Genomic DNA, 22,271 nt, shown 5'->3' with positions numbered 1-22,271 from the left:
GTGGCAGCTGTGTGCGGGTTGGCCGACCGGCACACCCATACATCCGGCACACCCGAGGGTGTCCCGCGCACAGCTGCCATAACACGATGTTCAGACATAAAAAGGTCTAAACAATGACGCTGATGCGTTTGGGGTGACCGACCGGCCAAGGTCGTTCGCGGTGTTTTCCGTGAGCCCGAACTATAGGGGTCGATGCCGAAACGCGGCAACAGGGTACGTCGTAGGAAACGTCTTGGAAAGTTGTGCGCTACGCAATGATCGTTCCCATGCGAGAGCGTGGGAACGATCGGCGGTGAGATTAGTGCTTGGCGAGTTCCATAATCATCCGCGACAACAAATAAATCCGCGGCGCCACCCTCTCAACCTCCGCAATATTCCTCCGGCATATTGATCGTTCCCACGCTCTGCGTGGGAATGCAGCCCGGGACGCTCCGCGTCCCTGCCGAAGCGGACGCGGAGCGTCCGGGGAGGCATTCCCACGCGGGAGCGTGGGAACGATCAGCGGTGAGATTAGGGTTTAGCCAACTCCATAATCATCCGCGACAGCAAATAAATCCGCGGCGCCACACTCTCAACCTCCGCATATTCCTCCGGCGTATTGATCGTTCCCACGCTCTGCGCTCATCGTTCTACACAACTCTCGATGAGCGCACGCTGGGCGTCTAATGCGATAACAAACTCACGTATTCGTTGCATCCCTATCCACATGGCCTTGGGGCCGGGAGGTCCGTCATTTTTACGCCCCAAGTAGCCTCCCAGGCTCGTGACCAGTAAAACCATTTCTCCTAAAGAAGGGGGCGCAGTGGGCGGTTGGCACCGTTTGACCACGATATAGGCTGCTTTCCACTCCGAAGCCTCAAACACCATCTCGCAGCTTAGATCGGGACAAGCACGTCCCAGCATCAGGCTGTACAGCACACGCCAGGTCGTGATCAGGTACAAACCAATGCAGGGCAACAACCGTTCCTCGGTCTCCAGCTGCAATCGACTGACCTGACAACCATTCTTCAGCACATTGAAAAACACTTCGATAGACCAGCGTACCCCGTACCACTCAACCACGGTGCTCGCCTGCTCCAGGCTAGTGACCGGCAGACTGGTCAGCAGCAGCCACTCCAGAGGTTCAACACCGTCTATGGCGTTTTCTTCACGGGCCAACACAGCATTGATCGAGACGCTGGGCAATTTATAACCCGGCCTGTCGGGGGCACGCAGGGTCACGGTTGCCGCGCGCAAGGTGACATCAGCCAGTCGGGCGGGGCGCTGGGGACGAGCTTTGACTTCAACCTTGAGTGTTCCCAAGGACGGTGCCTGATCCAGTGCCGACCACAACTTCCCGTTGTCAGCCCCCAGCAAGCGCCTGTCTTGAGCCGCCCGCACGATCCATTGGGCCCGGGTGTCTGGACTGAACTCTTGATGATCAACAAACCATTCGTACAGATCGCCCTCAGCATCGGCGAGGTTGACCACCAGGGTCTGCGGTAGCTGCCCCTGAATCGCGCAACTGGTTTGATAACTGTCAATCCAGCGCTGACTCTCTTTCTCATCAATCCCTTTATCTCGGCGCTCATGGCGGGGGCTCGGTTTATCGCGGCTCCACCACTGAGCATCGACGACGCCCAGACAAATACGTTCGGGGGTAAAGGCAATGGTTGGGTGCAGACGTCGAGAAAACTTCTTCTGCGCCTTGATCGTGCCCATCCCTTTGGGACCGAGATTGACCCATTTGTCCATCTCGGTCGTGTCTTGCGCCAACAGCACCACGGGACTGCTTTGCATCCGTTGCAGGGTCGCGTCCTGATGGGGCCGCAACACCTTCTGGAACGTGACTTTCTCATTATCAAGAAATCGATAGGCCGCCGTGGTTTCTGCCAGCCCTCGACAAGCGGTCGGGATGCTGTTGCCGGGATGATCGGCTAGGCGTCCTAAAAAGCTGGCGAGCCTGGCATTTAAACGGCCATCACCCAAGTCGGCGGTTTTCATTTCGTCCTGTGCCCAATTCAATCTTCGTTCTCCATTTCTTCGAGTTTCAAAAATACTTGAAAACAGAGTTATGTAGAACGATGAGCGCTCTGCGTGGGAATGCAGCCTGGGACGCTCCGCGTCCCTGCCGAAGCGGACGCGGAGCGTCCGGGGAGGCATTCCCACGCGGGAGCGTGGGAACGATCAGCGGTGAGATTAGGGTTTAGCCAACTCCATAATCATCCGCGACAGCAAATAAATCCGCGGCGCCACACTCTCAACCTCCGCATATTCCTCCGGCATATTGATCGTTCCCACGCTCTGCGTGGGAATGCAGCCTGGGACGCTCCGCGTCCCTGCCGAAGCGGACGCGGAGCGTCCGGGGAGGCATTCCCACGCGGGAGCGTGGGAACGATCAGCGGTGAGATTAGGGTTTAGCCAACTCCATAATCATCCGCGACAGCAAATAAATCCGCGGCGCCACACTCTCAACCTCCGCATATTCCTCCGGCGTATTGATCGTTCCCACGCTCTGCGTGGGAATGCAGCCTGGGACGCTCCGCGTCCCTGCCGAAGCGGACGCGGAGCGTCCGGGGAGGCATTCCCACGCGGGAGCGTGGGAACGATCAGCGGTGAGATTAGGGTTTAGCCAACTCCATAATCATCCGCGACAGCAAATAAATCCGCGGCGCCACACTCTCAACCTCCGCATATTCCTCCGGCGTATTGATCGTTCCCACGCTCTGCGTGGGAATGCAGCCCGGGACGCTCTGCGTCCCTGCCGAAGTGGACGCGGAGCGTCCGGGGAGGCATTCCCACGCGGGAGCGTGGGAACGATCGGCGGTGAGATTAGTGCTTAGCCAACTCCATAATCATCCGCGACAACAAATAAATCCGCGGAGCCACACTCTCAACCTCCGCATATTCCTCCGGCGTATTGATCGTTCCCACGCTCTGCGTGGGAATGCAGCCTGGGACGCTCTGCGTCCCTGCCGAAGTGGACGCGGAGCGTCCGGGGAGGCATTCCCACGCGGGAGCGTGGGAACGATCGGCGGTGAGATTAGTGCTTAGCCAACTCCATAATCATCCGCGACAACAAATAAATCCGCGGAGCCACACTCTCAACCTCCGCATATTCCTCCGGCGTATGAATATTGCCGCCGACAATCCCGAACCCATCCAGCGTCGGCGTACCCACACCCGCGGACAAACTCGCATCCGCCGCCCCACCACTTCCCTCTTCCGTCAACTTGCGCCCAATCTCCCCGTAAATCCCCTGAGCCATGGCCATCAACCGATCCGATTCCGGCGTTTGCGGCATCGGCGGTAATCCGCGTTGAAGTGTGGTGGTGACTTGGGTCTCGGGAATCAGCTTGTCTTTCGAAACCCGCGCCAGATCCTTCTCGATCCGGTCAAACTCTTCCGGCACCGCCGCCCGCACATCGGCCTTGGCGGTGGCTTGATCCGGAATGACGTTGGTGCGGTCGCCGGCCTTGAGTACGGTGAAGTTGATCGTGGTTTTCTTCTCCGCGTCGCCCAGTTTGCCGAGCTGCAAAATCTGGTGCGCCGCTTCCATGGCGGCGTTGCGTCCCAGCTCTGGCGCGACACCGGCGTGAGCCGCCTTGCCCTTGACCTCGACCACTGCAGTGGCACTGCCTTTGCGCCACACCACCAGGCCATCTGCCGGGCGGCCGGGTTCGAGGTTGAGGGTGACGTCGTGGGCCTTGGCGGTTTTCTTGATCAGGTCGGTGGCGATGTCCGAGCCGGTTTCTTCGCTGGCGTCGAGCAGGAAGGTGATTTGCGCGTAGTCCTTGAAGTCGAGGTTTTTCAGGACTTTCAGCGCATAGATCCCGGCAACGATGCCGCCTTTGTCGTCCATCACGCCCGGACCGTAGGCGCGGCCGTCCTTGATGTGGAATGGCCGTTCGGCGGCCGAATCTTCCTTGAATACGGTGTCCATGTGCGCCATCAGCAGGATTTTCGCCTTGCCCGTGCCTTTCAGGGTCGCGATCACGTGGCTGCTTTTGTCCGGGGTATTGGGCACCAGTTCGATGGTCGCGCCGAGCTTTTTCAGTTCGTCGATGGCGATGTCGCGCACTTGGGTCAGGCCGGGCTCATAGCCAGAACCGGAGTCGATGTTCACCAACCGCTCGAGTAACTTCAGGGCTTCACCCTTGTACTGTTCGGAATCGGCGAGGATTTGCTTGTGCGGTTCGGCGAAAGCTGCGGGAGCGAAAGCGCCGAGGGCGAGGGTCAAGCCTAGGCTGGTGGCCAGCAGGGAGCGAGGGAGTTTGAACGTCATGAATCAATCCTTGTTTCGTGTCGGAGGTGAAAAACACCCTACCCGACTACGGCGCAAGGCTCTAGACCGAATACGACACTTGCAACGCGGAGCGTCCATGGCTGCATTCCCACGCAGGAGCGTGGGCGGTTCACACCGAATCAAGTAATTCGTGATGAAAACTGCCATCGCCGCAGCAGATGACGCGGTTGCGACCGGTGGCTTTGGCTTCGTAGAGCGCCTGGTCGGCGTCGTTGAGCCACAGGGTCGCGTCGGTGTGGGCCGGGTTGAAGGCGGCCAGGCCAATGCTCAGGCTGACTTTCAGCGTCGGGCTCTGCTCGTAGCCCAAGGTGGCGAAGCGATCACGCAGGGCATCCATGGCGGCCGCAGCGCTCGTGAGCGCAAGGTCCGGGAGGATCACGCAGAACTCGTCGCCACCGTAGCGCCCGGCAAGATCAGCCGCGCGCAGGTTCTGCTTGAGCATTTTGCTCAACTGACGCAGGACGATGTCCCCGGCAACGTGGCCGTACGTGTCGTTGATGGATTTGAAATGATCGATGTCGATCAGCGCAATCGCCCCGCCCTGCTGCTGGCGTGTGCAACGTTGGAATTCAACTTCCAATTGATCCTTCCAGGCGCCGTGGTTCAGCAGGCCGGTGAGGCTGTCGGTGCGGCTCAGGGCCAGCAACTCACGCTTTTGTCGGCCGAGGGTGTAGGCCTGGCGGAAGCAGATCCAGCCCAATGCCAGCGGATACAAACACATCAAAGGTAGACAGGCATACAGTTGCATTTGGCTGGTTTGCGGGATGAATGCGGGGGTGAAAATCAGCAGTCCGACACCTATCCCGAGCATCTGCGCCACGGTTCCCGCCAACAGGAAACGCAAACCGCCAATGGCCACGTTGTTCATCGCCATCATGGCCAGGGTCGTCGCGCTGGGCAGCGGATTGAACTGCATGGCAGCGACCCAAAAGCCGCCGAGAAAGGCGTCCACCAGCAGGTTGCCCTGTTCGGCGTGATAAGGAATTTTCGCGCGGCGCGCCCATTGGTAAGCCAGGTGCGGCCAGAGTACGGCGTTGAGCAGCATCACCACCCAGACCCACGGTGCCGGGTTGAGTGGATACATCGCCGCGCTCACGAGCAACAATCCCAGGGCCAAACCCAAGGTTCGCGATGTATAGAGCCTCCTGGCCAGTGAAAGTCCTTTTCCTCCCGTTTTTCCCATAGGAGCCTCTGCGCCACAGAACGGAACCTGAACACACAAGGGTTTCAAGTGTGGTGAGAGTCTATCAGGGTAACGTCAATTAGCCATCACCGGCTGGCGGTCTGAATACCAAGGCATAGCCATGAGGCGAGCGCTCAATGTTTGGCTATACATGAAAGGAGGGTTCGATCAATAACGATAAAAAAGGAGGCCCATGCAAACCTTTCAAGTGTTGATCATCGGCAGCGGTTTCGGCGGTCAGTGCGCGGCGATCAATTTGCTCAAGGCAGGCATCAGCGATTTCCGCCTGCTGGAGCGGCGGGACTTTTTCGGCGGCACCTGGTGCCAAAACACCTACCCCGGTGCGGCGGTCGATGTGCCCTCGCCGCTCTATTCCCTGTCCTTCGCGCCCTACCGCTGGACGCAAATGTTCGCCGAACAGGCCGAACTGCACCACTACACCCAGTACGTGGTGGAGCACTTCGGCCTGCGAGACAAGGTGGAACTGCAGGCCAATGTCGAGCGCATCGAATGGGACGACGACGGCAAACGCTGGGCGGTGCACACCGGCAGTAAAGGCACGTTCCATGCGCAGTTCCTGATCAACGCCACCGGGCCGCTGAGCCAACCGGTGGTCCCATACTTCGAGGGCCAGGAGCGGTTTCAGGGCAAGACTTTTCATACCAATAGCTGGGATCACGCCTACGATTACCGGCAAAAACGCGTGGCCATCGTTGGCAGCGGCGCCAGCGCCGCCCAAGTGATTCCGACGATTGCCCCGGACGTCGAGCATCTGCATGTGTTCCAGCGCACACCCCACTGGGTATTGCCTCGGGCCGACCGCGCCTTTGGGCCCTTCCAGCGTTGGCTGCTGGGGCTCAAACCGGCCTACAAACTGTTGCGCTGGATGATCTACTGGCTGTTCGAAACCCGAGTGATTGCCTTCAAATACTCACGGCCGGCAATCCGCTTGGTCCAGCAACACGCCCTGCGCGTTCTCAAACGGCAAGTGCCCGATCCGGAACTGAGGCGCAAACTGACGCCGGATTACGCAATCGGCTGCAAACGGATAATCGTCTCAAGCACCCTGTACCCGGCACTCGGTCGCAGTAATGTGACGCTACACAGCCGCGAGCAAGGCATCGCCTCCATCGATGAAACCGGCATCGTCACCCAGGACGGCCAACACATCGACCTGGACCTGATCGTCTGGTCAACCGGTTACGACGCCACCGACGGGGTGATTTCCTACCCGGTCACCGGAAAAAACGGCACACAGCTCAGCGATTTCTGGGCCCAGTATCCGCGGGCCTATCTCGGCACCAGCCTGCCGGACTTCCCCAACCTGTTTATCGTCACCGGCCCCAACACGGGCATCGGCCACACCTCGGCGCTGTTCATCATCGAGTCTCAGATGAACTACATTCTCGATTGCATCCGCACGTTAAAAGAACACGGTTTGCGCAGCATCGAAGTACGCCCCGAAGCAGAACGTACCTACACTGAAATGATCCACCGGGAGATGGAACGCACCGTATGGAAGTCCGGGGGCTGCCACAGTTGGTATCAAAGCAAGAGCGGCCATGTGATTGCGATGTTTCCGGGGTTCAGTTTCAGCTATCACCGGTTGACCCGGGTGCTGAAACCCGCCGATCACATTCTGTCCTGATCACGTAAAAGGAAGATGCCTGATGCTTGTGTTGGTTGTCGCTATCGCAGTTTTCGTGGCCTGGAGCTGGTTGAGTTACCCGGCCATCGGTCATTGGCTCTATGACTTGAACATGTCGATAGAGGCCAAGCTGTATCGACTGCACAAAATCGTCGTGCCGATCGCCGAAATGACCGTTTCTACCTGGCAAGGTGGGCCGTACGAAGCGTCCAGTAGTGTGCTGATGCTCCACGGTTACAGCGCCGACAAGAACATCTGGCTGCGCTTTGCCCGGCACTTTGTCGGCAACTATCGGGTGATCATCCCCGACATCGCCGGCCATGGCGAAACCGGCTTCAAGGCGGGCGGCGGCTACGACATTCCTTTGCAGGCCAAGCGGATGATCCAGTTGCTCGATGTCTGCGGCGTCGAGAAAGTCCATGTGATCGGCAACTCGATGGGCGGTTACATGGCGGCGTGGCTCGCGGCCACGTATCCCGATCGCATTACTTCGGTGGCCCTGATTGACCCGGCGGGTGTCACCGCACCCGAAGCCAGCGACTTGGAGCGGCATTTGGCCAAGGGCCACAACCCGTTCCTTATCCATTCACGGGAAGAATTCCAGCGTTTCTACGCCATGACCATGGCTGAACCACCGTGGGTGCCCAAGGTGGTACTGGACGCCATCGCTCAGCGCTATGAACAGCAATGCGAGGAGCTGGAAGAAATCTTCAGGGACTTGCGCGCCAGCCCGCCGATGGAGCCAAAACTGCCCGACATCAAGTGCCAGGCGCTGTTGCTGTGGGGGCACAAGGACCGCTTGATCGATGTCAGCAGCGTGGCGATCTGGAGCAAAGGCATTGCCGATCTGCGAGTGGAAGTCTGGGACCACACCGGGCATATGCCGATGGTGGAACAACCCACGAACACGGCACGGCTGTATCGGGAGTTTTTGGCATCGCTGCGCTCCGAACTTCCTGTGTAGCAGCTGCCGAACACCGCGTTCCTGTAGCAGCTGCCGAGCCTGCGAGGCTGCGTTCGGCTGCGTAGCAGTCGCAAATCCTGCACCCATGTTCCTCCTCACACATCGCGGTGTCCTATTTCACGACCGCTACGCAGCCGAACGCAGCCTCGCAGGCTCGACAGCTGCTACACACAGCAGTCCTTTGCAGAATGAAGTTCGTAAGATTCTTCGTTTGCCGGCGCCGCGCAAGGCTGCGATCTTTTCCCGCATCCTTTACGTCACCGCACCAGGAATTTTTCATGAGCCACCCGAACTTCGTCAGCCCCGACCTGATCCGCCAACGCTTCTCCAAAGCGATGTCCGACATGTATCGCGAAGAAGTGCCGCTGTACGGCACGCTGATGGAACTGGTGGAACAGACCAACCGCCACGTGCTGGACAGCAATCCGCAGATCGCCCGACAGTTGAACAGCACCGGCGAAATCCAGCGCCTGGACCTGGAGCGGCATGGCGCGATTCGTGTCGGCACCGCCGATGAGCTGGCGACCCTCGCCCGGCTGTTTGCGGTGATGGGCATGCAGCCGGTGGGTTATTACGACTTGACCCCGGCCGGCGTGCCGGTGCACTCCACGGCTTTTCGCGCGGTGCATGAGGCGGCGTTGCAGGTCAGCCCGTTCCGGGTCTTCACCTCCCTGCTGCGCCTGGAGCTGATCGAAGATCTGGAACTGCGAGCGTTCGCCCAGTCTGTGCTGGATAAGCGTTCGATCTTCACCCCCACCGCACTGACCCTCATCGATCGCGCCGAAACTCAAGGCGGCCTCACCGAACAAGAGGCCGAGAACTTCGTCGAGCAGGCGCTGGAAACGTTCCGCTGGCACCACAGCGCCACCGTCACCGCCGAGCAGTACCGCAAACTTATTGCCGAGCATCGCCTGATCGCCGACGTCGTGGCATTCACAGGCCCGCATATCAACCACCTGACGCCGCGCACCCTGGACATCGACATCGTCCAGGCGCAAATGCCTGCCCACGGCATCACCCCCAAAGCAGTGATCGAAGGCCCGCCCCGCCGTCAGTGCCCGATCCTGCTGCGCCAGACCAGTTTCAAAGCCCTGGACGAACCTGTCTCCTTCACCGATCAAACCGAGACTCGCGGCAGCCACAGCGCCCGTTTCGGCGAAATCGAGCAACGCGGCGCCGCACTCACCCCCAAGGGCCGGACGCTTTACGACCGCTTGCTCAATGCGGCCCGAGACGAACTCAAGGACTTCCCCAATGAGGGCAATGCTGCGCGCTACAACGCGCTGATGGCGCAGCACTTCAGCGAATTTCCTGACACCTACGAAGGCATGCGCCAACAGGAACTGGCGTACTTTCGCTACTTCGTCACGGAAAAAGGTGTGGGGGCCAATGAGCTGAAATCGCTGTCGCTGGAGGATCTGCTCAGCGGCGGGTATTTGCAGGTTGAACCGTTGGTGTACGAAGATTTCCTGCCGGTTAGCGCAGCGGGAATTTTTCAGTCGAACCTGGGGGATGCGGCGCAAACCTACTATGGCGTGCATTCGAACCGGCAGGTGTTCGAGAAGGCGCTGGGGCGATCGACGATTGATGAGCTGGCGTTGTATGCCGAGACGCAGCGGCGCTCGATCGAGGAATGTTTCGCCGCATTGAACGATTAAACGTTAATGCCTCAAAAAAGATCGTCCGAAGGCTCGGGCCGCGTTCGGACGATCTTTTGATCTTATTTCAGCTTCGCCAACAACGCCTCAGCGGCTGCCTCAGACGACGCCGGATTCTGACCGGTGATCAGCAAACCATCCGTGAGCACATAGCTCGCCCAGTCAGCCCCCTTGGAATAGACACCCCCCTTCTCCTTCAGCATGTCCTCCACCAAAAACGGCACGACGTTCGTCAGTTGCACAGCCTCTTCCTCAGAGTTGGTGAAGCCCGTCACGCGCTTGCCTTTGACCAGCGGCTGGCCGTCCGCACCCTTGACGTCGCGCAACACACCCGGTGCGTGGCAGACGGCCGCGACCGGTTTGCCCGCCTTGTTAAACGCCTCGATCAGGGCGATCGAAATTTTGTCTTCGGCCAAATCCCACAGCGGGCCATGGCCGCCCGGGTAGAAAATCGCATCGTAATCTTCAGCTCTCGCGCTGCTCAGCAAAGCGGTAGACGCCAATGCGGACTGGGCGGCGGAATCTTTGCGAAAGCGCTCGGTGGCCGCCGTTTGCGCGTCCGGCTCGTCGCTTTTTGGGTCCAGCGGCGGCTGGCCGCCCTTGGGCGAGGCCAGGGTCAGCTGAGCGCCGGCGTCCTTGAAGGCGAAATACGGCGCGGCGAATTCTTCCAGCCAGAAGCCGGTTTTCTTACCCGTGTTACCCAATTGATCGTGGGACGTTAAAACCATCAGGATTTTCATCTCGTTCTCCTTGAGTTCGCAGATATTCATTCATCTCGGCGCTGAGTTTGACCTCCAGGCGGCACTGTTCGTTGCACCTGTCACCCTAGCGGTTCTGTTAAAGGTTTTCGGCCAATAAGACGATGGGTCACCCGCATGATGGCTAACCGCCTTGATGCGCAAGAAGTTGCGCACTCAACGCTGCGAAAGGCCTTCCCGGGGCGCTGATCGCCCGGCCTGTCAGGCGCTCCAGCCAAGTGCGCAAGAAGTTGCGCAGTACTGCGCAACTTCTTGCGCACATTCACACGCGATCTCTGCCAAAAATTCTCCGCGAACGCTGAAAAACCTCTCAACCACCTGATTTATATAGCGTTCACCGTTTCTGGCACGGACATTGATAACAGTCAGGCACCCACCGGGCGATACCGCCTCCCGGGCACCCTCACTTATTTAGCAAGGAGAGCATCCATGGCTACACCAGCGTATATGTCCGTCACTGGCGAGAAACAAGGTCTGATCACTGCCGGCGCGTTCACTGCCGACTCGGTTGGCAACACCTACCAGGAAGGTCACGAAGACCAGGTCATGGTTCAGGCTTTCAGCCACGACGTGATCATCCCGCGTGACCCGCAGTCCGGCCAACCGACCGGTCAGCGCGTACACAAGCCAGTCGTGATCACCAAGGTATACGACAAGGCTTCGCCACTGCTGCAAGCAGCCCTGACCTCCGGCGAGCGCATGAGCGAAATCGTTATCCAGTGGTACCGCACCTCGGCTCAAGGTACCCAAGAGCACTACTACACCACCAAACTGGAAGACGCGATCATCGTCGCCATCAACAACAAAATGCACAACTGCCAGGATCCGTCGAACTCGCACTTCACTCACCTGGAAGAAGTGCAATTCACCTACCGCAAAATCACCTGGACCCACGAAGTATCCGGTACTTCGGGTTCCGATGACTGGCGTCAGCCGGTCGCCTGATTCAGGCCGACCGTCTCAAGCATCGGCCAGCTCTGCTGGTCGATGTTGTTTTCGCCCTTCCAGAATTTTGCGTCTGCTGATTCCTTTTTCCGGTATTGGCGAACGCAGCAAGCATGCACGAGGAACAAGGGATGTTCGCGCCGGCCAATCAAACTCACTTTGCCCTGACTATCGAAGGTCTGGACAACGATCTCCAGGTTCTTTCCCTGCAAGGTCGGGAAGCCATCAGCCAGCCTTTTGTGTTTGAGGTGGAACTGGTCAGTGAACAGCCGTCCCTGGACCTCGAGACCCTGCTGCACAAACCGGCCTTCTTGCAGCTCTCGCCTGACGGCAGCGGCATCCATGGCCAGATCTATCGCGCCGCCCAGGGTGATTCCGGCAAACGCCTGACCCGCTACGCGGTGACCCTGCGCCCGCAACTGTCCTACCTGGCGCACCGCATCAACCAACGCATCTTCCAGAACCTTAACGTGCCGAAAATCATCGGCAGTGTCCTCGAAGAGCACGGCATCCAAAGCAATGCCTACGAATTCAAAGTCGGGGCGATTTATCCGGAGCGCATCTACTGCGTTCAGTACGATGAATCGGACCTGCAGTTCGTCCAGCGGCTGTGCGAGGAAGAAGGTATCCATTACCACTTCCAGCACAGCGCCACGGCCCACAAGCTGGTATTCGGCGATGACCAGACGGTGTTCCCGAAACTCGCGCCCGTGGCCTATCAGCAAGACTCCGGTATGGTCGCCAACGACCCAGTGATCAAGCGCTTCGACCTGCGCCTGGAAACCCGCACCAGCCGCACCACCCGCCGCGACTACGACTTCGAAAAACCGCGCCTGACCCTGGAAAGCGAAAACCGCGGCGACGCCCTGCCCGACCTCGAAGACTACGACTACCCCGGCCGCTTCATCGACCGCGAACGCGGCAAGCACCTGGCCAAACGCGCCCTGGAACGTCACCGCAGCGACTTCCAGCTGGTCGAAGGCAAAAGCGATCAGCCGTTGCTGGTCAGCGGCCACTTCCTGGCCCTGATCCAACACCCGAAAGCCAAATGGAACGACCTGTGGCTGCTGACTGAAATCCTCCACGAAGGCAAACAGCCGCAAGTGCTGGAAGAGTCGGTCACCAGCGACACGACCAAACTCAAGGACGATTTCCACCAAGGCTACCGCAACCGCTTCCAGGCCACCCCGTGGGACGTGCCGAATCGCCCGCCGCTGAACCACCCCAAACCGCGGATCCTCGGCAGCCAGAGCGCCGTAGTCACCGGGCCCAAGGGTGAAGAGATCCACTGCGACCAGTACGGCCGCGTCAAAGTGCAATTCCACTGGGACCGCGAAGGCCAGGCCGATGACAAAACCAGCTGCTGGTTGCGCGTCTCCTCCGCTTGGGCCGGCGCCCACTACGGCGGTATCGCCATCCCGCGCATCGGCATGGAAGTGCTGGTTTCGTTTTTGGAAGGCGACCCGGATCAACCGCTGATCAGCGGCTGCCTGTACCACAAGGAAAACGTCGTTCCGTACGACCTGCCGGCAAACAAAACCCGCAGCACCTTCAAGACCCTGAGCTCCCCCGGTGGCGGCGGTTACAACGAACTGCGCATCGAAGACAAGAAAGGTCAGGAACAGATCTTCCTGCACGCCCAGCGCGACTGGGACGAGAACGTCGAGCACGACCAGAAAATCCGCGTCGGCAACGAACGCCATGACACCGTCGAACAAAACAGCTACAGCGAATTCAAGGCCGAAGAACACCACACCGTCTACGCCGACCGCAAGGTCGAAACCCGCGCCAACGACCACCTCACCGTGGGCGTGAACCAGCACATCAAAGTCGGCACCGGCCAGTTCATCGAGGCCGGCCAGGAAATCCACCTGAGCAGCGGCATGAAAGTCGTGCTCGAAGCCGGCAGCGAACTGACCCTCAAGGGTGGCGGCAGCTTCATCAAAATCGACGGCAGCGGCGTCACCCTGAGCGGCCCGGTGATCAACATGAACTCCGGCGGCAGCCCCGGCAACGGCACCGGCGCCGCGCCACTGATGCCCGGCGCACTGAAACTAGCCGACGCCGACAAGGCCGGCGCGGTCCTGACCCCGGCGCAGATCAATACACTTAAACGCAACGCGCCATTCTGTGAAGAGTGCGAGAAATGCAAGGCAGGTGCTTGTGCGATCTGATCTTTTGACCCCGCAGGCGTGGCTGGCTGAACGGCCGTTGCAGGCCAACGAACGTCTCTATTTGATCGTCAGCGCGGCCAGCGATGCCGAAGCGCTCAAGACGCTTTATCAGCTGGAACCCACCACCCAGGTCACCCCGATCTGGGGCGGTACACCCTACGCAGCCTGGCAACCGGTGATGCCCTACCTCACCGAGGTGAAACCCCACTCAAACTTCCTGCCGTGGATCGCCGAAACCGATGCGCAGGACTGGGGTTGGCTGGCGGTGTCCACCAGTGCGCCGGACGTTGTGTTTGAGCATCTGCGCAGCCTGACTCAAGTGCGGATGCCGGACGGGACTGAGGTGTTCTTCCGGTTTTGGGATGGCCGGCATATTTATCCGATTCTTGAGGGTTTGGGTGATGCTGCGGGGGAAGTGCTGCCGGTGTTTGATCGGTATTTGATTAATGGGCAGAGCCTGGAGGTTGGATCGAGGGTGGTGCCGCCGGCGAAGGATTGGCCTTGGTGGGAGGTGCCGAAGGTGTTGCTGGATGGTCTGACAAAGCAAAATCCATCCACTGTGGTCGGCAACATGATGCAGTGGCTGAAGGAGGATCATGCCGATTTGTACTTCTCGTTCCCTGAATACAACCTGCGAGAAAAAGTAACGCGCTTCGTGAAACGCACCCCACTCACGGAAGAAAACTACACAGGGCTGCTGAAAGCCCACTTGGAAAATGAGGTGGCCGCATGAGCATTTTGATGGGTTCGATCGTTGGGAACCTCACAGCAAAACAACCAGACGCTCAGGTCATCATCAGTGATTTCAAGAAGTGTATTGCCGATTATCGCTCCCACGCTCAAGCCTGGTACGGCGGCGCGCTGGATGCGGAACAGCAATTTCAGGTCGGTGACGAAGTCGGCACTCAGGACAAAGACAGCAAAGACAAAGTCGACCTTTACGCAAACTGCCCGGCCAATGGCAAGCTCAAACTGGTTCACAGTTTCGAGTCTGCGCGTTTTGTCCCTATCGGTAATACACCGGTTCGGTTGGCGCCTGTGGCTGACGGCAAGCTGTTTGGCAAAAATGAAATAGGTCAGGCGATCACCAAGACGATCCCCGCCAGCGGGATTCTGGAAGTCGAAGGTCTTACGCCAAACCAGCAATACAAAATCACTTTTTTTCCAAACCCGACTCCCGCGCAAATCGACACCCTGTTCAACTCTTATCAGGGCGTGATCGGTGATCTGAGCGGCTGGCTACAAACCCAGTGGACCACCGATTTTCTGCCGCTCTGGCAGGCGCATAACAGCGCGTCCATGGCTGGCCGTCTCATGCAAGATCTGGAAGCGGCCTGGAAAGGTTTCCTGAAAGCGATCATGAGTTTGTGGGGTGATATCAAAAACCTCTACAACCTGGTCGCGCATCCTCGCGAGAATTACGAAAAACTGAAGAAGTTCTTCACCGAGGAAGAAATCAAGCGCATCTATAACGCCTCGGCCGAAGCGATTCACACCGCCCTGTTGATCGCCAGTGACGAGCCATTGATGTGGGTCTACGTGGCCGCGATCATGGCGTGGGTCAAGATGTTGCCGCCACAAACCTGCACCGAAGTGCTGTCCGAACTGACCACGGAAGTCCTGCTGAACATTCTGGTCGGCGTAGTTCTGACCGGTGGTCTGGGGCTCGCGGTACGAGTAGGGACAAAGGCACTCAATGCCACGCAAACCGGTGGCAAGGTGCTGAAGCTGATCGAAGACTTCACCGGAATGCTGATGAAGATCAGCAGGAAAAACGCCACGGTCCACACCGAAGCCGCCAGACCCTTGCTGCTCAACGGCAATTCAGCGGTCAATCAGGCACGCAAGGCCAGCATCGAAATCGCCGCCCCCAAGCCGGCTGTGACCGCAACAGCACCAAAGAAAAAGCCAAAGGTTACCGGTGGAAAGGTGGAAACCGATGCGCAGATCCATGCGCGCGGCAAAAAAGATAACACCACACGCATCGAACAAAAAGAACCGGTCGACAACGCCCCCGATCAATCGAAAACCCCCGCCGACAAACCAGCACAATGCGCTGATAAAACCTGTACCGACGGCGAACCCGTGTCGATGGTGACTGGTGAGGAATTGCTGACGCTCACCGATGGCCAACTTGGCGGCCTCTTGCCGCTGGAATGGACGCGCCTGTACCGCAGCAGTGCAGTCGAAATCGACAGTCGCCTCGGTTTTGGCTGGAGCCATTCGCTGTCCCATCGTCTGCAATTGGACGACGAAGGTGTGCTGTGGACTGACAATGAAAACCGTCAGACCCGTTTCCCGATGCCGACTGAGCAACGTCCGGCTATCACTAACAGCCTGGCCGAAGCGGCTATTTATCTCGGCGACGCACCGGGCGAATTGATCCTGACCCAGGCCGGTCCAAAAGCACGTTTCTACCACTTCCGCGCCCGTCGCCTGATCACCATCAGCGATGCCTACGACAACCAGTTGCATATCAGCTACGACATGGTCGATCGCATTCAACGTATCGACAATGGTGCTGGACGCGCCTTGCTGCTGCGTTACGACGACCGCCATATCGCAGCGCTGGACTATCAGCAGCAGCGTCCCGAGTACAACGAACGCGGCGAGCGACAGGATCCATGGCAGACGGTGCAGACCCTGGTCTCGTACCACTACAACGAGCGCAATCAGCTCGTGTGTTCCACCAATGCCGCCGGTGAGAGCGAGCATTATCGATACAACGACCAGCACGTCATTCTCGAGCGTCAACTGGCGGGTGGCGCCAGTTTCTTCTGGGAATGGGAACGTGAAGGCAAGTTCGCGCGTTGCATCCGTCACTGGGCAAGCTACTCGCAACTGGAAGCACGTTATGTGTGGGACGACAAAGGCACAGTTACCGTCCTCAATGCCGACGGTAGCGAGCAGGTGTACGTGCATGACGAAAATGCACGGCTGATCAGCGAAACTGCTCCCGATGGTGCGCAAACGCAAAAAGCTTATGACGACGAAGGTCGCCTGATCGCTGAAAAAGACGCACTTGGCGCCGTCACCGAGTATCAGTACAACGACGCCGGGCGTTTGATTGCAGTTGTTCCTCCAGAAGATGAACCAACCCGTTACAACTACTACGATGGTCAACTCATCGATGTGCAACGCGGCAGAGCTCGCTGGCAGTACGAGCGCAACCGCCAGGGCGATATCACCCAACAAACGGATCCCCATGGCAACGAAACCCACTACAGCTACGACCGTCAGGGTCGCCTGTTGGAGATTCGTCACCCCGATGGCAGCCTCCACCAACTGGGCTGGAACAATCTCGGCCAACTACTGGAAGAACGCCTGCCCGATGGCGGCCAGCGCAAATACCGCTACGACGCGTTGGGCCGACAAATCACACGACAAGAAGAAACCGGCGCCATCACCCACTACCAATGGGATGCTGTTGATCGTTTGACGCAAGTTACCCTGCCCGGCGGCGCAACCCGTGCGTTCACCTACAACCCGTACGGTCGCGTGACCGCCGAACGTGATGAACTCGGCCGCGTGACCCGCTACGAATACGCCGATGGTCTGCACCTGGTCAGCCGCCGCATCAATCCGGATGGCAGTCAGTTGCGTTATCGCTACGACAACTCGCGCCTGCTGCTGACCGAGATCGAAAACGAACGTGGCGAACACTACCACCTCGATTACCACGCCAACGGCCTGATCCAGCAGGAAACCGGTTTTGATGGCCGCCGCACCGCCTATGAATACGACCTCAACGGCCAACTGCTGAAGAAAACCGAATTCGGCGACGACGGCAGTGAACTGGCCACTGAATACCAGCGCGACGCTGCGGGCCGCTTACTCGTGAAAACCTTGGCTGACGGTGAGGAAACACACTACAGCTACGACGCCCTCGGTCGACTCGTTAACGTCGATGACGGCAACTGGCCGCTGGCGTATGAATACGATCTGCAAGACCGCCTCATCACCGAACATCAGGGTTGGGGCACCCTGCGCTATGAATATGACAAGCTCGGCCAACTGAGCCACTGCCGCCTCCCCGATGGCAGCAAGCTTGATTACCGCCACCAACGCGGCGGTCAGCTCAGCAGCATTGACCTCAACGGTTCGCGTCTGACCACTCACCAGTTCAACAGCGGTCGCGAACAGCAGCGCCAACAGGGGCTGTTGCTCAGCCAATACCAGTATGACGAACAAGGTCGCCTGCAAGCCCATAGCGTCAGCCAACAGGATGGCAACCTCTTTCACCGTCGCTACGCCTATGACGCCAATGGCAACCTCGCCGGCATCGACGACAGCCGCAAAGGCAATCGCAGCTATCACTATGACCCGCTCGACCGCCTGATCAACGTCCGTGGCAGCACCCCGGAAAGTTTCGCCCACGACCCGGCGGGCAACTTGCTCGGCCAAGGCGATCAACCCAGCGCGAACCTGGCGAACGTCAAAGGCAACCGCCTGCTGATGCAGGGCGACCGCCATTATGACTACGACGCCTACGGCAACCTGATCCGCGAACGTCGCGGCACCGGGCAAAAACTCGTCACCGAATACCGCTACGACTGCCAGCACCGCTTGATCGGCGCCAGCCTGCCGGGCGGCAGCATCGCGTCCTATCAATACGATGCCTTCGGCCGCCGTATCGAAAAATCCGTCGACGGCCATACCACCGAGTTCCTGTGGCAAGGCGAACGCCTGATCGCCGAAAGCGCTGACAACCGCTATCGCACCTACATCTACGAACCGGGCAGCTTCCGCCCGTTGGTGATGCTCGATGGCGAAGGCCCGCTGAAAGCGACACCCTTCTACTACCAACTCGATCACCTCGGCACCCCGCAAGAACTCACCGACTACAGCGGTGAGATCATGTGGTCCGCGAAATATCGCGCCTATGGCAACCTCGCTGCTCTGGACGTCGCCGAAATCGACAATCCGCTGCGGTTTCAGGGTCAATACTTCGATGCCGAGACGGGCTTACACTACAACCGGCATCGCTACTACAATCCAGGGACTGGACGGTTTCTGACGCCGGATCCGATCAAGCTTGCGGGTGGGTTGAATAACTACCAGTACGTGCCTAACCCTACGGGGTGGGTGGATCCGTTGGGGTTGAATGCCGAAAATTGCCTTAAGAGCAAAAACAATCCGCAAACTGGCAAACAAACCGAACCACCACCACCCGAGGTTTCTCGGAGCGGAGCGTTCAAACAGGCTAAATCCGAAGCTGGAATTCCAAGAACACAGCAGCCTGACCCTGTTTACGATCCTACGACAGGAAAAACACGTCAATATAAGTATGTGAGAATGACAGACAAGGCTGGTGAAAGTATTTTGAATAGCGAAGGAAAGCCGATACTCACACGGGAATACCAGTACACCCGGGGTGATGGTTCAAAGGTAATAATTCAAGACCATTCTGCGGGTCACCAGTACCATGAGCCTGGAAACAAGGGCGATCAGGCTGCGCACTTCAATTTACGGCCAATTGAAAACACTAGAACGGGAAAAATCCCAGGTGCAAAAGATCACTTTTACATCAAGGAGTAATGATGAAATTCTGGAACGATATTGATGGCAGCACCTTTTTTAACCAAGTCTTCAACACTCCTGTAGCAATTGGAACTATTGAACTTTTCACTATAAGCATTGATAACAGCAGACCAACGATAATATTAGAGTTTGACATCGAAGAACTACCCGACTCGCCTCCAATAAAATGGAAGAAATCTGAGTACAATACCTGCCGCATCGGTTTAAACTGTGGTGGAGTCAACAATCTGATGATCAAAAATATACCTACAAAAGAAAAACTCAACATCACAATCACAAAGCAAGAAAACACTTACAGAATTCACGCTTCAAACTCTAGCGCATCTATAGAATTTACAACAAAATTTCCTTTACTTTGCGGCCCATCGGTATACATGAACAACAACGACTCCGAAGTCACTTAATACATGAACGAAAATTGATAGCTGGGCCGAGACAAAAAATGGAAAAATTTTATTTTCTATGCACATAAAAATAAATCTGCGGCCTTTTTTTTCTACCTGGTAGAAAAATGAAACCACTACTACTTGACGGCCACTACATATATTCAAAAACACCTTGGCTTAGCTGGAGGGAACTCTTTTTTGGACTTGAGAACGGCTACATGGATGAAAAAGGAGTATCGGAATATGTTTGTGATGCGCTAACAAGCACATCTGCAACAGAAGCAATTGAACTTGCCTCACTAGAACCACATGAAAAGCACTTAGTACGCGACATACTAAAATTACTGACTGACAAATACTTATCAACAGAATCAAACACCACTAAACCCTGGATCTTTTTATTGCTGTCATTTTTACTGGAGAACAAAGAAAACTATAATGACCCACTTGAAGTAGTAGAACAGTTGTATGCAGACTTTGACTATCCAGAAGAAATTGCACCACTTGTCAGATACGTGCCTTCACCCGAAGGAGTAGAAGGCTCTGAAGAGCTACTATTTGAAAACTGGAGAGCTGCTTTATCAGACTACAAATCCATGTTTGCCCAACAAGACAGGATCTACAACGGGGACTGAAAAAATGGGATTGTATGGATACAAAAAAAATAATTGAGCGCGGCGGAACAATCACATTTGATGATATATCCCACCTGGACCAGCTTGCTGACACTTCGATGATCATTGATGATTTAAAGGAGGACCTATTCCAAGCCGTCTTCCCTCATGATCAGATCATTGATATAGGCTGGCACCCTGAATTCTATGAAAATGGCAAATTTAGAGTTTCTTTAATAAAAGCCTACGACTGGGAGCATCCGACTTTCAGCGACAAAGCAAGAAACTGGACAGAGCTAAACAAAGCAATTCTCAACGCTTTAAACAAATTAGAAATATAACACCCAACAAAAAACACATCCTTCACAACATAAAAAATAACAAAAACCAGCATCCCCCCTAAAAGTTTACAAAGCACCACCAAACAAAAACAACCAAGCCGAATACAAAACAGCATAACGAAGTAAGGCAATTCAACAAGGAGTCAGAAAAATGAAAAAAATCTCGACACCATTGAACCCCGAAGCGATGAAACGTTTAGATCTAGATGAGTGTCTGCCAGGAGATCTTGAGGAGTTTCAACTATCAGAGAAGCAATACGTTCAACTATCGCAATCAGGAGTGATTGAAAAGATAAATTCATCTTTAGGGAAATTAATAGACGAGTACGAAGACGAAAGCATTCAAGGACAAGCAGAACTAAGCACCACGCTTAATATATTGAGCGATGCAGCCGAACACACAAAGCTCGACAGCATAGAAAAAATAATCTACCTAAACGGGTTGGCTCTACACAACAAGACTGGTTTGTTTTTTTATTTTTAGATCCAGCGATATCTCCCTCCCCAAAAAACAAGAAAGCAAATATAAAGGGGGGATATATATACTCTACGCACTCACAAAATAAATTTGACCTTTTTGGATCCTAACGTGCAAAAAATCTCACGAGTCGACGCAATTTACAAACTGAGCCAAAAAACCTTAGATTCACTCGATAACGAAGCGCGCGAATCGCAGCTATTGAACTGGAGGGGAATTGACGAGAGCGACGAAGAGTTTTCTTTACTATCAAAAGAAATGCAACATCTACTACTATCTAATGATGAACCTCCGAGCGATGTGCAGAACATTCTGTATGACGAGTTGTTATTGATTGCATTTGCCTCGGCGTACAAAGGAGTGACAAATTCACACATATCAAAGTCCATGATAAAAATGGGGCTTGGAGAGTATGAAGTATTCGGAATCATCGAACCATTGGAGGCCTGTCCTTGCTGTGGTTATCGCACACTCTTTTCAAGAGCAAACTACGAAATTTGCGACTTATGCAAATGGGAAGATAATGGTGTGGTCGATCCTGAACAATACAGCGGCCCAAATCATATGACACTCGGAGAGGCGAAAGAAATATTCGTGAAAAATATGAATATATTGCCTTTAGAGAAGTGGACTATATAAAAAACCACAACAGCAAGAACAAAAAATGTCGATAGCCTCCCCCAGCCGCTACAACCTCAGCGACCGATTTTGACAGACCGAACACGATCAAGGCATGCAAATGCCGCTTTGCGGCTCCGTTGATACAGAAGCTTCACTATGAAAAATTCTCCATTCGATTCCCTCGACCCCATCAGCCACGTCGTCACCCTCCTCCCTGCATCGATTCAGAAACACTCCTAAGCCACGCCTGCGAAACCCTCGCCTCGATCAACGTACTCACCACCGACCTGGCCTGTGAACTCGAAGGTTCGCACCGCAGCTTGGCGCTATCAATTCAGGCTCAGATTTAAAGGGCAAAAAAAAACGGGCGATCTTAAGATCGTCCGTTTTTTTTAATTCCAACCAGCATTTCAATTAGAGCCTCATCAACCGCGTACTTAACCAGTTGATAAACGTGATACCGAAACTCTCTTGCTTGGTCGCACAACAACTCCCCTTCCAACTGTTGCTCGGCGACATTGACCTTCAACTGAAAATGGCGATCGGTCGGATGCGTGGACCTGGGTCGCCCACCAGGCGGCAGAAGGAAAAGTACACTCCGGGTGCGTTGACGACACCGTCGATGCTGGCCACCGCCAGATTCAGGCTGATGACTTCGTTGTGCTGCATGTGTGT

Annotated in this window: 17 protein-coding genes and 2 pseudogenes; 13 read left to right on the top strand and 6 right to left on the bottom strand. The window is 56.3% G+C overall.

Annotation, left to right across the window (positions count from 1 at the left end):
- Positions 1-621: 621 nt before the first annotated feature.
- The 4 genes and pseudogenes from ACYZT5_RS01495 to ACYZT5_RS01480 form a co-directional block, all read right to left on the bottom strand.
- Positions 622-1,983: an IS4 family transposase gene (locus tag ACYZT5_RS01495; RefSeq protein ID WP_462047420.1), complete on the bottom strand. Its 1,362-nt coding sequence runs from the start codon at positions 1,981-1,983 to the stop codon at positions 622-624.
- Between the two features lie 406 nt (positions 1,984-2,389).
- Positions 2,390-2,548: pseudogene (locus ACYZT5_RS01490) on the bottom strand (glutamate carboxypeptidase); the annotation flags it as partial.
- A gap of 474 nt (positions 2,549-3,022) precedes the next feature.
- Positions 3,023-4,264, bottom strand: a complete 1,242-nt coding sequence (locus ACYZT5_RS01485; protein WP_462049460.1) for a M20/M25/M40 family metallo-hydrolase — start codon at positions 4,262-4,264, stop codon at positions 3,023-3,025.
- 130 nt (positions 4,265-4,394) lie between these two features.
- The gene (locus ACYZT5_RS01480; RefSeq protein ID WP_462049459.1) at positions 4,395-5,468 is read right to left on the bottom strand and encodes a diguanylate cyclase; all 1,074 of its coding nucleotides are present in this window, start codon (positions 5,466-5,468) and stop codon (positions 4,395-4,397) included.
- Positions 5,469-5,661: 193 nt separating this feature from the next.
- Between ACYZT5_RS01480 and ACYZT5_RS01475 the strand changes: the two genes are divergently transcribed.
- The 3 genes from ACYZT5_RS01475 to hglS all read left to right on the top strand — a co-directional run bounded on the left by ACYZT5_RS01475 (position 5,662) and on the right by hglS (position 9,738).
- On the top strand, positions 5,662-7,116 hold the full coding sequence (locus ACYZT5_RS01475; RefSeq protein WP_462049458.1) for a flavin-containing monooxygenase: 1,455 nt from the start codon (positions 5,662-5,664) through the stop codon (positions 7,114-7,116).
- A 22-nt stretch (positions 7,117-7,138) separates the two neighbouring features.
- Positions 7,139-8,080: an alpha/beta fold hydrolase gene (locus ACYZT5_RS01470; RefSeq protein WP_462049457.1), complete on the top strand. Its 942-nt coding sequence runs from the start codon at positions 7,139-7,141 to the stop codon at positions 8,078-8,080.
- Between the two features lie 278 nt (positions 8,081-8,358).
- Positions 8,359-9,738 (top strand): 2-oxoadipate dioxygenase/decarboxylase HglS, encoded by a 1,380-nt coding sequence (gene hglS / locus ACYZT5_RS01465; protein WP_462049456.1) that lies wholly within the window; start codon positions 8,359-8,361, stop codon positions 9,736-9,738.
- 62 nt (positions 9,739-9,800) lie between these two features.
- Here hglS and ACYZT5_RS01460 read toward each other — a convergent pair whose 3' ends face one another.
- Positions 9,801-10,478: a type 1 glutamine amidotransferase domain-containing protein gene (locus ACYZT5_RS01460; protein WP_462049455.1), complete on the bottom strand. Its 678-nt coding sequence runs from the start codon at positions 10,476-10,478 to the stop codon at positions 9,801-9,803.
- Positions 10,479-10,925: 447 nt separating this feature from the next.
- Between ACYZT5_RS01460 and ACYZT5_RS01455 the strand changes: the two genes are divergently transcribed.
- From ACYZT5_RS01455 to ACYZT5_RS01410, 10 genes and pseudogenes are all read left to right on the top strand, one after another.
- Positions 10,926-11,441, top strand: a complete 516-nt coding sequence (locus tag ACYZT5_RS01455; RefSeq protein WP_054051032.1) for an Hcp family type VI secretion system effector — start codon at positions 10,926-10,928, stop codon at positions 11,439-11,441.
- Between the two features lie 131 nt (positions 11,442-11,572).
- A complete protein-coding gene (locus tag ACYZT5_RS01450; protein WP_462052165.1) occupies positions 11,573-13,615 on the top strand; it encodes a type VI secretion system Vgr family protein in 2,043 nt (680 codons plus the stop codon).
- Positions 13,605-14,348, top strand: coding sequence for a DUF4123 domain-containing protein (locus ACYZT5_RS01445; protein WP_462049454.1), 744 nt, complete (start codon positions 13,605-13,607; stop codon positions 14,346-14,348). Before ACYZT5_RS01450 ends, ACYZT5_RS01445 begins: the two co-directional genes overlap by 11 nt.
- A complete protein-coding gene (locus ACYZT5_RS01440; protein WP_462049453.1) occupies positions 14,345-19,153 on the top strand; it encodes an RHS repeat-associated core domain-containing protein in 4,809 nt (1,602 codons plus the stop codon). The genes ACYZT5_RS01445 and ACYZT5_RS01440 overlap by 4 nt, the downstream gene beginning before the upstream one ends.
- A gap of 2 nt (positions 19,154-19,155) precedes the next feature.
- A complete protein-coding gene (locus tag ACYZT5_RS01435) occupies positions 19,156-19,560 on the top strand; it encodes an Imm50 family immunity protein (protein ID WP_462049452.1) in 405 nt (134 codons plus the stop codon).
- Between the two features lie 107 nt (positions 19,561-19,667).
- Positions 19,668-20,177 carry a DUF2247 family protein gene (locus ACYZT5_RS01430; RefSeq protein ID WP_462049451.1) on the top strand — a complete coding sequence of 170 codons (510 nt, stop codon included), beginning with the start codon at positions 19,668-19,670 and terminating at the stop codon, positions 20,175-20,177.
- A 14-nt stretch (positions 20,178-20,191) separates the two neighbouring features.
- Entirely contained in the window at positions 20,192-20,497 is a 306-nt protein-coding gene (locus tag ACYZT5_RS01425) for a hypothetical protein (RefSeq protein ID WP_462049450.1), read from the top strand.
- Positions 20,498-20,648: 151 nt separating this feature from the next.
- Positions 20,649-20,981: a hypothetical protein gene (locus ACYZT5_RS01420; protein WP_462049449.1), complete on the top strand. Its 333-nt coding sequence runs from the start codon at positions 20,649-20,651 to the stop codon at positions 20,979-20,981.
- Positions 20,982-21,086: 105 nt separating this feature from the next.
- The gene (locus ACYZT5_RS01415) at positions 21,087-21,614 is read left to right on the top strand and encodes a CPCC family cysteine-rich protein (protein ID WP_462049448.1); all 528 of its coding nucleotides are present in this window, start codon (positions 21,087-21,089) and stop codon (positions 21,612-21,614) included.
- 165 nt (positions 21,615-21,779) lie between these two features.
- Positions 21,780-21,946: pseudogene (locus ACYZT5_RS01410) on the top strand (DUF6124 family protein); the annotation flags it as partial.
- Positions 21,947-22,121: 175 nt separating this feature from the next.
- Here the strand turns inward: ACYZT5_RS01410 and ACYZT5_RS01405 are convergent.
- Complete coding sequence (locus ACYZT5_RS01405; protein WP_462049447.1) at positions 22,122-22,265, bottom strand: hypothetical protein; 144 nt, start codon at positions 22,263-22,265, stop codon at positions 22,122-22,124.
- Between the last annotated feature and the right edge of the window lie 6 nt (positions 22,266-22,271).

The sequence above is a fragment of the Pseudomonas sp. LB3P14 genome (genome assembly GCF_054898045.1).
Note: the sequence above shows the minus strand (reverse complement) of the source record. Positions and strands in the feature narration are given on the sequence as shown.

Bases quoted from the DNA above. Each gene is read 5' to 3' on its own strand.
- ACYZT5_RS01475 (WP_462049458.1), top strand. From the start codon at position 5,662: ATGCAAACCTTTCAAGTGTTGATCATCGGCAGCGGTTTCGGCGGTCAG.
- ACYZT5_RS01430 (WP_462049451.1), top strand. From the start codon at position 19,668: ATGAAACCACTACTACTTGACGGCCACTACATATATTCAAAAACACCT.
- ACYZT5_RS01495 (WP_462047420.1), bottom strand. From the start codon at position 1,983: ATGAAAACCGCCGACTTGGGTGATGGCCGTTTAAATGCCAGGCTCGCC.
- ACYZT5_RS01435 (WP_462049452.1), top strand. From the start codon at position 19,156: ATGAAATTCTGGAACGATATTGATGGCAGCACCTTTTTTAACCAAGTC.
- ACYZT5_RS01405 (WP_462049447.1), bottom strand. From the start codon at position 22,265: ATGCAGCACAACGAAGTCATCAGCCTGAATCTGGCGGTGGCCAGCATC.
- ACYZT5_RS01420 (WP_462049449.1), top strand. From the start codon at position 20,649: ATGAAAAAAATCTCGACACCATTGAACCCCGAAGCGATGAAACGTTTA.
- ACYZT5_RS01455 (WP_054051032.1), top strand. From the start codon at position 10,926: ATGGCTACACCAGCGTATATGTCCGTCACTGGCGAGAAACAAGGTCTG.
- ACYZT5_RS01440 (WP_462049453.1), top strand. From the start codon at position 14,345: ATGAGCATTTTGATGGGTTCGATCGTTGGGAACCTCACAGCAAAACAA.
- ACYZT5_RS01485 (WP_462049460.1), bottom strand. From the start codon at position 4,264: ATGACGTTCAAACTCCCTCGCTCCCTGCTGGCCACCAGCCTAGGCTTG.
- hglS (WP_462049456.1), top strand. From the start codon at position 8,359: ATGAGCCACCCGAACTTCGTCAGCCCCGACCTGATCCGCCAACGCTTC.
- ACYZT5_RS01460 (WP_462049455.1), bottom strand. From the start codon at position 10,478: ATGAAAATCCTGATGGTTTTAACGTCCCACGATCAATTGGGTAACACG.
- ACYZT5_RS01470 (WP_462049457.1), top strand. From the start codon at position 7,139: ATGCTTGTGTTGGTTGTCGCTATCGCAGTTTTCGTGGCCTGGAGCTGG.
- ACYZT5_RS01450 (WP_462052165.1), top strand. From the start codon at position 11,573: ATGTTCGCGCCGGCCAATCAAACTCACTTTGCCCTGACTATCGAAGGT.
- ACYZT5_RS01425 (WP_462049450.1), top strand. From the start codon at position 20,192: ATGGATACAAAAAAAATAATTGAGCGCGGCGGAACAATCACATTTGAT.
- ACYZT5_RS01480 (WP_462049459.1), bottom strand. From the start codon at position 5,468: ATGGGAAAAACGGGAGGAAAAGGACTTTCACTGGCCAGGAGGCTCTAT.